Annotated in this window: 9 protein-coding genes and 1 pseudogene; all 10 read left to right on the top strand. The window is 57.6% G+C overall.

Going from position 1 to position 14636, the window contains the following annotated elements; translation table 11 throughout:
- Window positions 1-2: 2 nt before the first annotated feature.
- The 10 genes and pseudogenes from tssH to tagH all read left to right on the top strand — a co-directional run bounded on the left by tssH (window position 3) and on the right by tagH (window position 14636).
- Window positions 3-2612: a type VI secretion system ATPase TssH gene (gene tssH / locus P3C18_RS01775; protein WP_275960175.1), complete on the top strand. Its 2610-nt coding sequence runs from the start codon at window positions 3-5 to the stop codon at window positions 2610-2612.
- 10 nt (window positions 2613-2622) lie between these two features.
- Entirely contained in the window at window positions 2623-4134 is a 1512-nt protein-coding gene (locus tag P3C18_RS01770; RefSeq protein ID WP_275961559.1) for a sigma 54-interacting transcriptional regulator, read from the top strand.
- 103 nt (window positions 4135-4237) lie between these two features.
- Window positions 4238-4696 (top strand): annotated as a pseudogene (locus P3C18_RS20640) (putative adhesin); the annotation flags it as partial.
- 168 nt (window positions 4697-4864) lie between these two features.
- Window positions 4865-6931 carry a type VI secretion system tip protein VgrG gene (locus P3C18_RS01765; protein WP_275961558.1) on the top strand — a complete coding sequence of 689 codons (2067 nt, stop codon included), beginning with the start codon at window positions 4865-4867 and terminating at the stop codon, window positions 6929-6931.
- Window positions 6916-7758 carry a DUF4123 domain-containing protein gene (locus tag P3C18_RS01760; RefSeq protein ID WP_275960174.1) on the top strand — a complete coding sequence of 281 codons (843 nt, stop codon included), beginning with the start codon at window positions 6916-6918 and terminating at the stop codon, window positions 7756-7758. The genes P3C18_RS01765 and P3C18_RS01760 overlap by 16 nt, the downstream gene beginning before the upstream one ends.
- Window positions 7755-10913: a hypothetical protein gene (locus P3C18_RS01755; protein WP_275960173.1), complete on the top strand. Its 3159-nt coding sequence runs from the start codon at window positions 7755-7757 to the stop codon at window positions 10911-10913. Before P3C18_RS01760 ends, P3C18_RS01755 begins: the two co-directional genes overlap by 4 nt.
- Before the next feature lie 7 nt (window positions 10914-10920).
- The gene (locus tag P3C18_RS01750; protein ID WP_275960172.1) at window positions 10921-11877 is read left to right on the top strand and encodes a hypothetical protein; all 957 of its coding nucleotides are present in this window, start codon (window positions 10921-10923) and stop codon (window positions 11875-11877) included.
- A gap of 20 nt (window positions 11878-11897) precedes the next feature.
- On the top strand, window positions 11898-12854 hold the full coding sequence (locus tag P3C18_RS01745) for a hypothetical protein (RefSeq protein ID WP_275960171.1): 957 nt from the start codon (window positions 11898-11900) through the stop codon (window positions 12852-12854).
- Between the two features lie 434 nt (window positions 12855-13288).
- The gene (locus P3C18_RS01740) at window positions 13289-13420 is read left to right on the top strand and encodes a type VI secretion protein (protein WP_275960170.1); all 132 of its coding nucleotides are present in this window, start codon (window positions 13289-13291) and stop codon (window positions 13418-13420) included.
- Window positions 13421-13439: 19 nt separating this feature from the next.
- Window positions 13440-14636, top strand: coding sequence for a type VI secretion system-associated FHA domain protein TagH (gene tagH / locus P3C18_RS01735; RefSeq protein WP_275960169.1), 1197 nt, complete (start codon window positions 13440-13442; stop codon window positions 14634-14636).

The raw sequence follows: 14636 nt of genomic DNA, 5'->3' as shown, positions 1-14636 counted from the left end.
AGATGGAAATGATCAACGTCGATTTACAGCAACTGGTTCAAGCCCTCGACGCTGCCAGCAAACATGACCTGGAATGCGCCGCCGAGCGCTGCGTAGTCCGCGGTGGCAGCAAGATTCTCGTGGAAGACCTGCTGCTCGGCCTGCTTGAGCGCCCGGAAGGCTTGCTGCCCCGCGCCCTGCAGGATGCCGAAGTGGACGCCGGCGAGCTGGCCCGCGCCCTACAACCGCGTGGCGAACATAGCGAATCACGCAACCCGGTATTTGCCACCGAACTGGTGCAATGGCTGCAGGACGCTCTGCTGGTCGCCAGCCTGGAGCTCGGCCAGAGCCAGATTGATGAAGCCGCGCTGATCCTCGCCCTGCTGCGCAATCCGATGCGCTACGCCGGCAGCCACTATCAACCACTGCTGGCCAAGCTGAATGCCGAGCGCCTGCGCGAATTCGCCATGGCCCAGCAGCCGCAAACCGCCGCTGGCAAACCTGCAGCCGGTGGCGAATCGAACCTCTCGCGCTTCACCCACAACTTCACCCAGCAAGCCCGTGACGGCAAGCTCGACCCGGTGCTGTGCCGCGATGGCGCGATCCGCCAGATGATCGACATCCTCGCCCGCCGGCGTAAAAGCAACCCGATCGTGGTCGGCGAAGCCGGTGTCGGCAAAACCGCCATCGTCGAAGGCCTGGCCCTGCGCATCGCCGCCGGTGAAGTGCCGGCCGCACTCAAGGGTGTCGAACTGCTATGCCTGGACCTCGGCCTGCTGCAAGCCGGCGCCAGTGTCAAAGGTGAATTCGAACGCCGCCTGCAGGGCGTGATTGATGAAGTGAAGGGTTCGCCCAAGCCGATCATCCTGTTTATCGATGAAGCCCATACCCTGATCGGTGCCGGTGGCCAGGCCGGCAGCGGCGACGCGGCCAACCTGCTCAAACCCGCCCTGGCGCGTGGCGAGCTGCGCACCATCGCCGCCACCACCTGGAGCGAATACAAGAAGTACTTCGAGAAGGACCCGGCCCTGGCCCGCCGCTTCCAGCCGGTGCAGCTGCATGAGCCAACCGTCGATGAAGCCGTAACCATCCTGCGCGGCCTGGCGCCTGTTTACGAAAAAAGCCACGGCATCTACCTGCGTGACGACGCCGTGGTCGCTGCTGCCGAGCTATCCGCACGCTACCTGGCGGGCCGCCAGCTGCCGGACAAAGCCGTCGATGTCCTCGACACCGCCTGCGCCCGCGTGCGCATCAGCCTGGCCGCTGCGCCAGAAGCGCTAGAGCGCCTGCGTGGCGAGATCGCCGAAGGTGAACGGCAGAGCGAGGCCATGGGCCGGGATATGCAAGCCGGCCTGAAAATCGACAGCGAAATCCTCGAACAACTCGAAGCACGCCTGGGCCAGGCCCGCGCCGAGCTGGAGCAGATCGAAACCCGTTGGGCGGTGCAGCGCGAGCTGGCCGAACGTCTGCTGGAATTGCGCAAGCAGTGCGCCAGCCTGCGCCAAAACCCTACCGAAGCCGAGAACAGTGACGGCCAGGCCGTACAGCTGGAGCAACTGGAAGGCGAACTACGCGCCGTGCAAGCCGAGCTGGCCAGCGCTCAGGTGAATGAGCGCCTGGTCAGTTTCGAAGTCTGCCCGCGCCTGGTGGCTGAAGTGATCAGTCACTGGACCGGCGTGCCGCTGAGCCAGCTGGCCCGCGAACACAACAGCAAGGTGCTGACATTCGCCCACGACCTAGGCCTGCGCGTACGTGGCCAGCAGCAAGCCATCGCCGCGCTGGACCGCTCGATGCGCGCCACCGCCGCTGGCCTCAATCGCGCCGATGCGCCGGTCGGCGTGTTTCTGCTGGTCGGCCCCAGCGGCGTCGGTAAAACCGAAACCGCACTGGCCCTGGCGGATCTGCTGTACGGCGGTGAGCGCTTCCTCACCACCATCAACATGTCCGAATTCCAGGAGAAGCACAGCGTTTCCCGCCTGATCGGCGCACCGCCCGGCTACGTCGGCTATGGCGAAGGCGGCATGCTCACCGAAGCCGTGCGGCAGAAGCCCTACTCGGTGGTGCTGCTCGATGAAGTAGAAAAAGCCGATCCAGACGTGATGAACGTCTTCTATCAAATCTTCGACAAGGGCGTGGCCAACGACGGCGAAGGGCGCGAGATCAACTTCCGCAATACGCTGATCCTGATGACCAGCAACCTCGCCAGCGAGCGTATCGCCAGCCTCTGCCAGGGCGGCCAGCGCCCGGATGCGGAAGCCCTGGAACAGGCGATTCGCCCGACTCTGACTCAGCACTTCAAACCGGCGCTGCTCGGCCGTATGCGTGTGGTGCCGTACTACCCGATCAATGGCGAGGTGCTCAACGAGCTGGTCGGCCTCAAACTCGCGCGTTTCGGTGAGCGCCTACAGCGCCGTCAGCTGCAGTTCAGCCATTGCCCGGCGCTGCTGGAGAACCTCGCCGAACGTTGCAGCCACAGCGACAGCGGCGCGCGCCTGATCGATCACCTGATCGACCAGCACCTGCAACCGCTGGTGGTCGACCGCCTGCTCGACGCCATGGCCAGCGGCGAAAGCCTGCAACGCGTACACGCCACCCTGGACGGCGAAGGGACGGTGGTCTGTGAGTTCGCTTAACGTGTCGCTGATGTTCAGCCAGGTGCCGCAGCCGCTGCGCTATGCCGAAGCGCTGTTGCAACGCTTCGCCACGCTGGCGCGCGCGGCCAATAGCGACGCCCTGCTCGGCGGCCTGGTGGAAAGCGCCGCGCAGCTGTCGGGCAGCGAACTTAGCCAGCTGTACCTGCTCGACGACACCCACACCCGCCTGACCCTATCCGCCGAATGGCAGGACGGCCTGCTGCAGCCACGCGCGGACGCCAGCCTATCCAGCGACTACGACGGTGAACAGCTGCTGCAGTACTGCCTGTGCCAGAACCAGACGCTCAGCCTCAATGAACTGGACAGCAGCCTGCACCAGACCGGCTTCCTCCCCGAGGCGCAACAGCCCTGGCGCAGCCTGCTGTGCCAGCCGATGCTGGATGAGCAGAAAGGCGTCACCGGCCTGCTGCTGATTGCCAGCCAGCGCGCGCGGGAGCTGCAGGGTTTTGCCGACTCACTCGGCCACCTGGGCAGCTTTGTTGTCGCCCAACTGCATTTGCTGCAGCGCCTGCGTTCACCGCGCAGCGAGCAACCGGTTGCCGTGGTCAGCACGCCCTGCTCCAGCGGCTATGGCCTGATTGGCGACAGCCCGGCAATGCGCAGCGTTTACCAGCTGATCAGCAAAGTGCTGCACAACCCGGTCAGCGTTTTGCTAGCGGGCGAAACCGGCACCGGCAAGGAGCTGGTGGCCCGTGCCATCCACGATTGTGGTTTCCGCCGCAGCAAGGCCTTTGTCGTGCAGAACTGCGCCTCGCTGCCGGAAAACCTGCTGGAAAGCGAACTGTTCGGCTACCGCAAAGGCGCCTTCAGCGGCGCCGACCGCGATCATCAGGGCCTGTTCGATGCAGCCAATGGCGGCACGCTGTTTCTCGATGAAATCGGTGATATGCCGCTGAGCCTGCAAGCCAAACTGCTGCGCGTCTTGCAGGAAGGCGAAGTGCGCCCGCTGGGCTCCACCGCCACGCACAAGGTCGATGTACGCATCGTCGCCGCCACCCACCACAACCTGCGCAACCTGGTGGAAGAAGGCCGTTTCCGCGAAGACCTGTTCTATCGCTTGGCGCAGTTCCCCATCGAACTGCCGGCCCTGCGTGAACGCGATCAGGACATCCTCACCCTGGCGCGCTATTTCGCCGACAAGGCCAGCAGCTTTCTGCAGCGCAACCCATGCCGCTGGGCCGATAGCACCCTCGATCACCTGGCCCGCTACCCCTTCCCGGGCAATGTGCGCGAGCTGAAAGGCCTGGTCGAACGTGCCGTGCTGCTGTGCGAAGGCGGCGAGCTGCTGCCGGAACATTTCGACCTGCGCCAGGCCGGCAGCAACGATGACCCAGGCATGAACCTGCGCGAGCGCATGGAGCGCGTCGAACGCAGCCTGCTGCTCGACTGCCTGCGCAAGAACCGTGGCAACCAGACCAGCGCCGCCTGCGAACTCGGCCTGCCGCGCCGCACCCTGCTGTATCGCATGCAGCGGCTGAATATCAGCCCGGCTGACGTGTAAGGCTTAAGGAGAAGAGCATGTTCAACGCCGCCAATCAGAGTTACGTCAATCCCGCCAGCGCTGTGCTTGTCCAGCCGCAACGTGGCCATGTAGGAGTCTTCGCGTGAAACCTACTCCAGCGAATGCAACTGCGCTTGGCGAACACTTCTACCTGTTCCAAAAAGCGCCAGGACAACCGAGCAAGAAATTGATCATCACCAGCCACGGTGCCTATGTGCCAGGCATGCACCTGTCCGTGCCCGCTAACAGCTCGCTGGTGTTCTATGGACCGGATGGCAAGACCCTGCAAGACCCTGGGCTGGGCAATGTGATGCGCGGCGAAGTTGAGGTGCACGAGCGCAAGGGGCCGGGTACGACCACCCGCAACTATTTGGTTTCCAAATATAGCGACGACCAGTACTCGAGCATTGCCTATGGTGCCAAGCTCGAAGGGGTCGACATCCTCACCGTGCGCAACCGCAAAACCCCAACCCTGCTACTGCAGAACAGCACCATTGCCCTGAGCGATGTTTTCAATGAATTGAGCAAGAACGGCCTGCAGTACGACGAAATCCACTGTGTGTTTTGCCGTAATTTTCTCTTTCATCCCAAGCCCGAAACGCATATTGCTCCGGCCGTGACGCCGCCAACATCGGTTGCAGCGGTCGCCTCCAACTCCAGAAGCAGTGCGGTATCAGCCTCTGCAGTCGTTCGCGCCTTGACTGGCAACGCCGCCAACCTTGCCACAAGCCTGGCGCCTAACCGCTTTACCCTGGCGATTGATGGCCTCAGCCACGATCTGCAGGTGTTGGAATTTACCGGCCGTGAAGCCATCAGCCAGCCGTTCGTGTTCGAGTTGGAGCTGATCAGCGAGCGCCCCGATCTCGATCTGGAAAGCCTGCTGCACCAACCGGCATTTCTTGCCTTTACCCAAGACGGCGGAGGAGTACATGGCCTGGTCTACCGCGTCGCCCAGGGTGATTCCGGCAAGCGCATGACCCGTTACCACATCACCCTGCGCCCGCAACTGGCGTACCTGGCGCACCGCTTCAATCAGCGGATTTTCCAGCACCTGAGCGTGGAAAAAATCATCAGCCAGGTGCTCGAAGAGCACGGCATTCAGAGCAATGCCTACAAATTTCAGTTCGGCCCCAGCGTCTACCCGACGCGCGAATACTGCGTGCAGTACGACGAAAGCGACCTGCACTTTATTCAGCGCCTGTGCGAGGAAGAAGGCATTCACTACCACTTCCAGCACAGCGAACAAGGCCATGTGCTGGTCTTCGGCGATGATCAGACGGTGTTCCCCAAGCTGGCGCCCACCGCGTACCAGCAGGACAGCGGCCTGGTTGCCGACGAGCCAGTGATCAAGCGCTTCGCCCTGCGCCTGGAAACCCGCAGCAACCGCGTAACCCGCCGCGACTACAACTTCGAAAAGCCCAAGCTGCTGATGGAAGCGGCCTTCAACAGCGAGTTCCAACCCGACCTCGAGGACTACGACTACCCCGGTAGTTTTGTCGAACGCGAGCGCGGCAAACACCTGGCCAAACGCCACCTGGAACGCCACCGCAGCGACTATGAACTGGCCAGCGGTGAAAGCGATCAGCCACTGCTGGTCAGCGGCCACTTCCTCAACCTCAGCGCGCATCCGCGTGATGACTGGAACCAGCTCTGGCTGCTGACGGAAATCAGCCATGAAGGCAAACAGCCGCAGGTGCTGGAAGAGTCCGTCACCAGCCACACCCAGGTCAGTGACGGCTTTCAGCAGGGTTACCGCAACCGCTTTAGCGCCACACCCTGGGATGTGCTGCATCGCCCAGCACTGAAGCACCCGAAACCCAAGGTGCTCGGCAGCCAGACGGCCGTGGTCACCGGGCCAGCGGGTGAAGAGATCCACTGCGATCAGTACGGCCGGGTCAAAGTGCAATTTCACTGGGACCGCGAAGGCCAGGCAGACGATAAGACCAGCTGCTGGTTGCGCGTTTCCTCCAGCTGGGCCGGCGATGGCTACGGCGCTATCGCCATCCCGCGCATCGGCATGGAAGTGCTGGTGACCTTCCTCGAAGGTGATCCCGACCAGCCGCTGGTCACCGGTTGCCTGTACCACGCCGCCCACGTCGTGCCCTACGCGCTGCCAGCGAACAAAACCCGCAGCCTGTTCAAAACCCTGAGCAGCCCAGGCGGTGGCGGCTACAACGAGCTGCGCATCGAAGACAAAAAAGGCGCCGAACAGATCTACCTGCACGCCCAGCGCGACTGGGACGAAAACATCGAGCACGACCAGAAAATCCGCATCGGCCACGAACGCCACGACACGGTCGAAGCCAACAGCTACAGCCAGTTTCTCGCCGAAGAACACCGCACCACCCACGCCGACCGCAAAGTGGAAACCCGCAGCAACGACCACCTCACGGTCGGGCAGAAACAACATGTGAAAGTCGGCGTCGGCCAGTTCGTCGAGGCCGGCAACGAAATCCACTACTACGCCGGCAACAAAGTGGTCATCGACGCCGGCATGGAACTCACTGCATCGGGCGGTGGCAGCTTTCTCAAGCTTGATCCGGGCGGCGTCACGCTCAGCGGCGCGACGATCAAAATGAACTCTGGTGGTGCACCGAGCGTGGGGACTGGGATCGGCATTGTGCTGCCGGTTATTCCGGGGGCGGCGGATGCGGATAAAGCTGGGGAGCTACTGCAACCGATAGCCCCAGGGGCCTTTACCCTCAGTACCCACCGCAATCAGCCGCTCATTTCACGTTGTGGCAAGCAAAGTAACGGCGCCTGTAGCCGTAAGGATTGCCCATGCATACGTGGCTAACAACGCTTGAAGACCTGCCCCAGTCCACACCTGAAGAGTGGCACGCAGAGGGTCAGGTGTACTTCATCCTAGATCGGGTGCTCCACCCCCAGGCGCTGGAAAAGCTCTATCAGGCAGAAGGCGCTATCGAAACTCGCATGCTCTTCCAGAGCAGCGATTATGCGGCCTTAATCGATAGCAGCCCTGTCTGGATTTCGGCCCAAGCCAATAGCCAGGCCGAGAGTCTGGCCGCTCAGCTTTGCCATGACCGACTGTCTGGCATAGCCATCCAGTCCAACCAAACGGCAGAGGATGCCTTCAGTCATGCGCAATCGCTGCTGACTGTAAACAGCACGACCCACGGCGAAAGCCTCTGCCGGTTTTACGACCCTCGGCTGTGGAGCGCACTGGCTTTATCGTTTGACGAAAATAACCAAGCAGATCTCTTCGGCCCATGGAGTCGCGTGTTTACACCCGGCAACACGCTTATCGGTTCAGAGAACTCTTGGCTGCAATGGCAACGCCCACAAACAACGCAAGCTGCCACCACTCAACAACTGACGCTGGGGAGCTATGAACTGCAGCTACACCAGGAAGTCCGTTGGCTCTATTGGTTGTCACACCACACAACAGCATTTGCAAACCCGCTTAGCCAAGCGGAAATCCGCAGAGTTATCGATAACCTGCAACTGCTGAGCACTCACGGAGTCGATGAGGCTAGGCACTTACAACGCTTGCTACTGCTGCTGAATAAACAGCCGCTGCAGGAGCAAGACACAACTATGTCGATTCTGCGCAGTGACCTGCCCCTACTCCAGAAACTCGAAAAATTGGAAACGCTGACATGACAGGAACGTCCACTTCCCCAGCGAACAGCTGCAAAGCCAACCCAATTCCCTTGCCGCAGATCGCCCGCGGAATAACGGCCGACCAAAGTGTGTTCTCCGACGACGCAGCCCCAGCATGCTCGCCGAAAGCCTTTGCTGATATCGCCTATGTCACCGGCCAACGCAAATTCTGGTTGCTACCTGAACGCTTGCAAACGCTACTGATCGAGTGCTCCAACGAGCTGAGTGCCTCAGCCGTGCTGAAGGATCGCGATGCACGCAACCAAGCTCTCGCCCAGCATGGTCTGCACGAACCTTTTATCCCAATCGATGCGTATGTATTCCTCAGCCCAGAAGACCAGCAGCGCTATGACGCCATCGAAGAAGAAATACGCAGCCTAAAAGAACAGATCGCCGCCGATGAACCGCACGTATTGCAGCGTTATGATGCGGCCGAGCAAAAAGTCCTGAGCCAACGCGGCATTAATGCCCAGAAGCCTTACCTGGCAGAACTCAGAGACGCGCGCGCCGAACTACACAGCGCCCTACGCGATCGTCGTGAACGTCTGCGCAAGCTGCACCTCCAACGAAGCCAGCTGCGCAGCAAAGGCTACGGCATTGCCAAGGGCATCGGTTTTCATATCGAAAACGAAAAAATGTACGGCCTGCGTGAAGTTCAAGTGCGCGAAGCCTTGCAGGCCTACAACAGCTTTATGGCGAAAGTCAGGGGTATCGACTTCACCGAATACAACCGCCTCACCAATGAATATCAGCCTGTCTGGGACGTACTCAACGCCTACCGCAAGGTGATTGAGTCGTGCCAGAGCGGCGCACTGGATTGCCAGGCGCTGGAAGAGTTTCGCGCGCGCTACGACTACCTCGTTGACTACCGCCTAGGTGGCTATATCGAGCCCATCATCGCCCTTGCGAACCTAGGTATCGCGACACCAGAGTTCGCCCTGTGTAGCAATAGCGATATGGCCAGCGGCCTGAAGGAATACAAGGATTACCTTGAGGCCTACAAGAAGAAGCAAGAGGCCATCAACGACGCCGAAGAACGCTTCGATAAATTCGTCAAAGCCACAGGTGGCTACTCACCGCCCCCCTCCGAACTATTAAGTAAACAGCGGGCAAAAATTGCCGAGCTACAACCCATTCTCGACCGGCTACGCCAGCAGGCGGACGCCAACATGCAGCGCATGCGGCCAACGCGTCAGTTGCTGTGGGACACCCACAGCTACGAAATGCGCCATCAGGACAGTGTCTGTAATGACGACATCCCCCTGCGCGAGTTCTCTCTTGCCTCAGTAACGCGTCCACTGGCCCACCTCAGCCTGTATGACCTGGCCAACAAAAGTGACCCTGAACTGGCCGCGACCCTGAAAAAGGATCACGCACGCACCGCACGCTTCGCCTCACTCTATCGAGCCGACCCAGACGCCATCTTTTCTGCGTTTCTTGAACGCCAGGGCGCGATCCCTCTTGAAGAACAAGACCCAAGATGGTTCGACAAGAACGGCCTGTTTATCGCCGATGATTTCTTTAACTACCTGCAAGAAAGTGGCTGGCAGGTAAAAAGCCTGGAAAGCCAGGCAGAACCCTGGGGCAAGAAGCTCTTACAAATGATTTTCGAGGACTCGACCCGGCAACAATTGCGGCTGTTCGACACCTCCTATCAAGCCCAGTTTGTCCGCCTGTTAGGGATGGATGCCAGCGAAGTCAACGTTAACGCGGTTGTCCGCACGGCATCTCCCCAAGTAATACCCGCCGCCGAACTGGATGCTCTGACCACCCGCACGGAGTGGATGGAAACCACCACCACCGCAGAGGCATCCGGCCCCGACGACTCCCCGAAGATTCTCAAGGAGCGCACCCTGGCATCCGCGGCCCTCGGCATGACCGTCGATATTGGCCGCGGTGAAGTCGACTTGGTGAACATCGAAATACCTAAAAAAGCAGAAGCCTCTGCCATCACGTTGCGCTTCAACACACCAGAGGGCACCGAAGCCAGCCAACCCATCGGGCATTTCTACCTGAGCTATAGCGTGGTCGCCTGGGGTTTTGCCGGGGTCAGCCTGATGCTCGCCCGCGAGGTCGTATTAGAGGTTGATAACAATGGTCGCCCTAGCATCAGCGGGGTGGATTTCGCCCAGCGCCAAGGGCAAGCCGCCAGTCTCAAACTGTTTGCCGGCGCGCAGGTCGGTTGCACCATCAAAGGTGGCCTGCACTGGAAACCGCCAATGGATGCGTTAATCCTCAGTCCAAACTTGGAAGACAAGAAAGAAGCCAGCTGGCAAACACTTAGCGCCTTTATGGCAGAGGGCTCCTTAGGTGTCGGTATTGGCCGTGAGTTCGACTTCCGAGTGGGGCTTATTGGCGGCAAGCTGATGTTCAGCATTAAGGCCTCAGTGTTCTTCGGCCCGGGTGCCAAAGGTGCCTATAGCTTCGAGCTCGACTATCAAGGCATTAAACAACTGCTGATGCTGTATCGCCGTGTGCTGATGCGTAACAACTTCCGCCGCATCGACTGGATCGATGAAAACGCCTTCACCTACCTCAGCAAAATAACCTTGTTCGGCACCCTCACCCTGGCCAACGTCTCCGAATTTAGTGCGTTATTGTTAACCAAACTCGACTCACTGATTGATGAAGTGGTCGGCAACCCTAGTAAACGCGCTGGGCAAATCGCCTACACCCTAGTCAACGATATTAAGCAAGAGGCCCTAGGGAAGTGGTTCCTAGGTATGCCACCAGAAACGCTGGGGCCATTGCTTTATACATTGAGCAGTGAACCTTGTGAGTTCGTTATACAAAACGATGAGCAAGCAAAACCGGATAAGTATTCAGCCCAGCAAGCAAGTGACTTCCAGCAAATCGCCATCGCTCGCTGCTTGGAATGGACAGCCGGTAATGCTAGCGGAAAGCGCTTTAGCGAGCTAGATCCAAACCCAGCGCAAATACTTTTTCAAAAAGCGCTTGAGCGGATGAGTATTGATGCAAGCCACACTGATGACAAACTTCGAAACACTAAAAACAATCTAGCCCATCTAGATAGATTTATGCAAAGGCTCACTGAAAATGACGCAACAGAAATCAGCCAAACAAAATTCATACAAGTAAAAACCGCATTAACCATGCATTTACAATCCTCTTTCAAAATACTTACCAATTATTGAGGTGACAATGCCATACAGAATAATAGTTCTCCAACTGATAGCCCTTCTTAGCTTTGCAGTGCATGCAGCGCCCAAAGACCAAGAATTTAAATCGGGGTTTGATCTATATAACCAGCACAACTGGATTGACTCACAAAAACATCTAAAAATAGCGGCAGAGGCAGGCAATAGCGAAGCCCAATACTATCTAGCCGAAGCGCTAAGGCTTTCCAATCGCTATATGACCGAAGAATCACAGCATTGGTATACAGCCGCAGCCGAGCAGAATGATCTATTTGCAATGATACGGCTTTCGGACAGCGATGACCTTTGTGAGACCTTGCAAGAAAACTGCAAGAAAGATCGTACGTATTGGAAAAAAATAGCCAAAACCCTAGCCCAAGAACAAGCCGACAGCGGAAACAATATCGCGATGCATGCTTTGTATTACTTGACCGGCAATAGGGACTGGCTAAAAAAAGCGGCCGACGCAGGCAATCATGAAGCAGGGTATTTCCTAGCGGACTTAATGCTGAGTGACACCATGGAACAGGGAACAGGGAAGACAACATTAACACCTGAGGCCGAACTCTATCTCAGGAAGTCAGCAGAGGAGGGTAACCCCAAGGCTATGTCACTTCTTTCATCGAGACTAGATAGAGACGGTAAATTCAACGAGTCCAAAGAGTGGCTAGAGAAATGCCTATTAACTAGCCACGACAATTGCGTATTAAGACTAGAAAGCATTCATAGACAGCTGACAAAAAGATATACAAATCTTGGTTATCAACCTGATAAGTCCATAGCTTATGGACTATTACTTTTTAGGCGCGACGCCCTAGGCAAAGCTAAAACCAGCAGTATGTTTGACACCTTTGAAGACGAACTAACTGCCGAGCAAAAGGCTGAGGGTGAAAAGTTTTTCCATGAATGGAAGAAAACTCACCCTCCGCTTTCCTATCATGTTCCCAAGCTTGGCTTCTAGGTAAAAAGGCACAAATACTTATGTTGTCGCGAATCCTTTTACTTAGCGCACTTCTATTCGCCAATATGTCGAACGCCGACGCATTGGCAAAAAAACAGTTCGCAAAAGGATTTATTCTGTACAACCAGAACGATTGGATTAACTCACAAGAACCCCTTCGCACAGCAGCCAAAGCCGGTAACTGTGAAGCGCAATATTATTTAGCCGAGGCGCTACGACTTTCCAATCGCTATATGACGGAAGAGTCTCAGCAATGGTATGAAGCTGCAGCCGAACAGAACGACCTCTTTGCGATGATACGCCTTTCAAAGAGCGATGATCTCTGCGGGGCACTACAAGTCAGCTGTAAAAAAGATCGAGCCTATTGGAAGAGTAGGGCCAAAGACCTAGCACAGGAACAGGCACAGAGCGGAAATAATGTAGCTATGCATGCCCTCTACTATCTAACGGGCGACAGAGACTGGTTAAAAAAGGCTGCAGACGCCGGCAATCATGAAGCTGGATATTTTCTCGCTGACTTAATACTGAGCGAAACGAGGACACAAGAAACAGGAAAAACGAAATTAACCCGTGAGGGCGAAAAAATTCTCAGAAAGTCAGCAGAGGAAGGCAACCCCAAAGCTATGTCGCTTCTTTCGTTAAGACTAAATAGAGCAGAAAACTATATTGAATCGAAAAAATGGTTAGAGAAGTGTTTATTAACCAGTCATGCCGATTGTGTGTTGGCACTAGAAACAATTCACAAAGGTCGAACTGACATATATCAAAACCCCGAGTACACGCCCAATAAGGCTATGGCGTATGGCTTACTACTTTTCAGGCGAGATGCGCTAGGTAAAGCAAAGACTAGCTGGATACTCGACACATTCGAAGACGAACTAACTGCCGAGCAAAAGGCTGAGGGCGAAAAACTCTTCCATGAATGGAAGAAAACTCATCCACCACTTTCACTCCACGCCCCCAAGCTTGGCTTTTAATATCTAACCTGTTTATGGGAAGGCAATATTAATGAAGCATTAATGCATGTTTTTATTAATAACGGACTACCAGCAACAAACAACGGAAATTTGGCCACTTAAAATCTGATCAATTTTAAGCCGACAAGCAAAACTGAGGCTTAAACAGCGGGATCAAAGAATGGAGCACGACGCTCAAATGACAAATAGCCATTGGTTTACCACTGATCTCGCTCACCGGGTTGGTAAGCCTGCAAACACAGGAGGTGCAGCGGTGAAGATCAACACAAGCACTGCGGTCACAGCTCCCAGTTTCGGGCGTTTATCCGCCATTTTTATGAACCAGGTCACCTGACAAGGCTCTGTCTTGCATTTCAATGCCCGCCCACCAGCAGCACTTTGCCACTACAACGGTGACTACCGTTGCCATTCACGCTTTCAAGGAGGAAATCCGCGTGCCTAAACGCTATTACGCCCTCGTTCTTCTCGCAGCTCTATGCCTCACCGCCTGCAGCGGCAATTACAAGTTCAACGATGACGAATATCGCCCGCTGGGCGAACCGCAAGCAGTGAAACGCGGCAACTGACCGCAAGGAGTTAACAACCATGGAACTGGTCTTCGATGTGGTCAGTGCACAGCAGTTCGTGCCAGGTCTATTGACCACCAAAACCTTCAAGCAGGCCGGCGGCATTATTGGCCGGGCGGAGGAGTGCGACTGGGTGATTCCGGATCGCAAGCGTGTGCTGTCCAGCCGGCATGCCGAGGTGAGCTATCGCAATGGCTCCTTCTACCTGACCGACACCAGCAGCAATGGCATCCAGCTCAAAGACAGCGGCGCCAGCCTGCGCAAGGGCGAGGCCCAGCGTATCGAGCATGGCAGCGTGTATTGCTTCGGCGATTTCGAGTTGCGTGCGCGGCTGATTCAGGACCCGGCCATGTTCGCCGGTGATATCGGCCGTGCGCAGCCGGCCGGCAGCATCATTCCGGACGATGCCTTTCTCGACCTCGACCCGCTGACCGCCATCGACCAGCAAGAGCGCGTATACGCCGAGGTCGATGACCTGACGGCGATTCTGCGTCCGCATAACGTGCAGGCACAGCAGCGCGACTACGCGCAGATTGATGAAGAAAACCTGCTGGTGCCCGCGCTGGTGATGCCAACGCCTGAGCCGCAACCCAAGCGTGCGCCGGAACCGGTGCGTCTACCGCCGACCTTCTGGGAAAAATTCGGCGAAGCCCTTGGGGTCAAACTCGATGACCTCGATGACGATGCCCGCGAAGCCCTGGCCATTCACAGCGCCAAGCTGCTCAAGCAGAGCATCGGCAGCCTGCAGCAAAGCCTGCGCACGCGCAGCGAGCTGAAGAACGAACTGCGCCTGGCTCTTACCACTGTACAGAGCGCCGGCAACAACCCGCTCAAGCACACCGCCGACAGCAGTGAAGCGCTGAGCGCCCTGCTGCGTGGTGGCAAGGCCGGGCAACTGAGCGCCGAGCAGACCATCAGCCGCAGCTTCCGTGATCTGCAAGCGCACCAGGTCGCGCTGCTCGCCGCCAGCCGTGCAGCGGTCAAGGGTATGTTCGAGCAACTGTCGCCGGAGCAGCTGAGCCTGCGTTTCGAGCGCGAAGGCCGCAAGCCACTGATCGCCACCGCCGGCAGCCGCTGGCGCGCCTACCGTCGCCTGCACACGCTCCTTACGCAGAACGACGACTGGAGCGACCGCCTGTTCGCCCGCGACTTCGCCAACACCTACGAAGAACAGGTTCGCCTGATCGCCACCCTCAACACCGACGTTCAAGGATGA

The sequence above is a fragment of the Pseudomonas sp. 1928-m genome, assembly GCF_029269135.1.
Taxonomy (GTDB): Bacteria; Pseudomonadota; Gammaproteobacteria; order Pseudomonadales; family Pseudomonadaceae; genus Aquipseudomonas.
This window is presented reverse-complemented; position numbering and strand designations above follow the sequence as displayed.